Source organism: Campylobacter sp. RM12647 (genome assembly GCF_020138135.1).
GTDB lineage: Bacteria > Campylobacterota > Campylobacteria > Campylobacterales > Campylobacteraceae > Campylobacter_E.
In genome coordinates this window covers 1-625 of record NZ_JACGAS010000064.1, presented here as the reverse complement: position 1 = coordinate 625, position 625 = coordinate 1, and the positions used below count along the sequence as shown (strand labels likewise).

Below are 625 nucleotides of genomic sequence, written 5' to 3'. Positions count from 1 at the left end.
GAAATGAAAGAATACTCATTTAGTTTAGATTTAAATACAGCTAAAGATGAAGTGGTTAATAATACAACAACTCCTGAAGTAATTGTTCCAAGTGTTGGAAATGGAATTAAAGTATCTATATTTGAAGGTGATGAATCAGGCGATCACAATAACTTAAAAGAAATTAGCAATGGTTCAACTACAGTAGATGCTAATCCTTTATTTAAAGGTGAGATTAATGCTAGTGGTGTTAAAGCAATGCAAGTATTTATCACTTATAATGATAAGTTAATTAAAACTGATTCAGTTCTTGCTGTTGATGGTAAATTTAAATATGTTCCAGAATTAGGTTGCAATAACTTTGGAGATTATAAGTTTACATTTAATGTAATTGGAACTGATATTAAAGGTGAAGCTAGCTTAAAACTTGTTGCTGATACTCAAACAAATACACCTAGCGTAGATAATACTACAAGTGATGTGGTTGTAGGTTCAGAAAACGGAATTATTAATATTAAACCAAGTGAAGATGCAAATAAAGTTCCAAGTGTTGATAATACTACAAATGGAAATACTAGTGATTCAGAAAACGGAATTATTAATATTAAGCCAAGTGAAGAAACAGATAATACACAAAACAAATCTG

The 625-nt window shown here is 29.4% G+C and carries 1 protein-coding gene; it reads left to right on the top strand.

The features are described from left to right. Window positions 1-625, top strand: a 625-nt coding sequence (locus AVBRAN12647_RS09600) for a hypothetical protein (protein WP_336615118.1), incomplete at both ends; no start/stop codon positions are given.